At 65.3% G+C, this 544-nt stretch carries 1 pseudogene; it reads left to right on the top strand.

The window, feature by feature from the left end:
* Window positions 1-544 (top strand): annotated as a pseudogene (locus tag AC0L24_RS33870) (IS256 family transposase); the annotation flags it as partial.

The raw sequence follows: 544 nt of genomic DNA on the forward strand, positions 1-544 counted from the left end.
TATGGCGAGAAGAACCCGTTGCGGCTCGCTCAACGCAACGGTTACCGCGAGCGGGATTGGGAGACGCGGGCCGGCACCGTCGAGTTGCGCATTCCCAAGCTTAGGAAGGGCTCCTACTTCCCCGGCTTCCTCGAGCCGCGCCGCATGGCCGAGAAGGCGCTGACCGCCGTCATTCAGAAAGCTTATGTGCAAGGCATCTCGACACGCTCGGTTGACGACCTGGTCAAGGCTATGGGGATGAGCGGCATCTCCAAGAGCGAAGTCAGCCGGCTGTGCGAGGGATCGACGGCAAGGTCAAGGCGTTCCTTGAAAGACCCATCGAGGGCGATTGGCCCTATCTGTGGATCGACGCCACCTACCTGAAGGTGCGCCGCGGCGGCCGCATCGTCTCGGTCGCCGTCATCATCGCCGTCGGCGTCAACGCGGACGGCCGGCGCGAGGTGCTGGGCATGGAGATCGGCACCTCGGAGGCCGAGCCGATCTGGACGGAGTTCCTGCGCAAGCTGACCCGTCGCGGCCTGCGCGGCGTCAAGCTCGTCGTCTC

This window comes from Mesorhizobium sp. WSM4809, assembly GCF_055811655.1.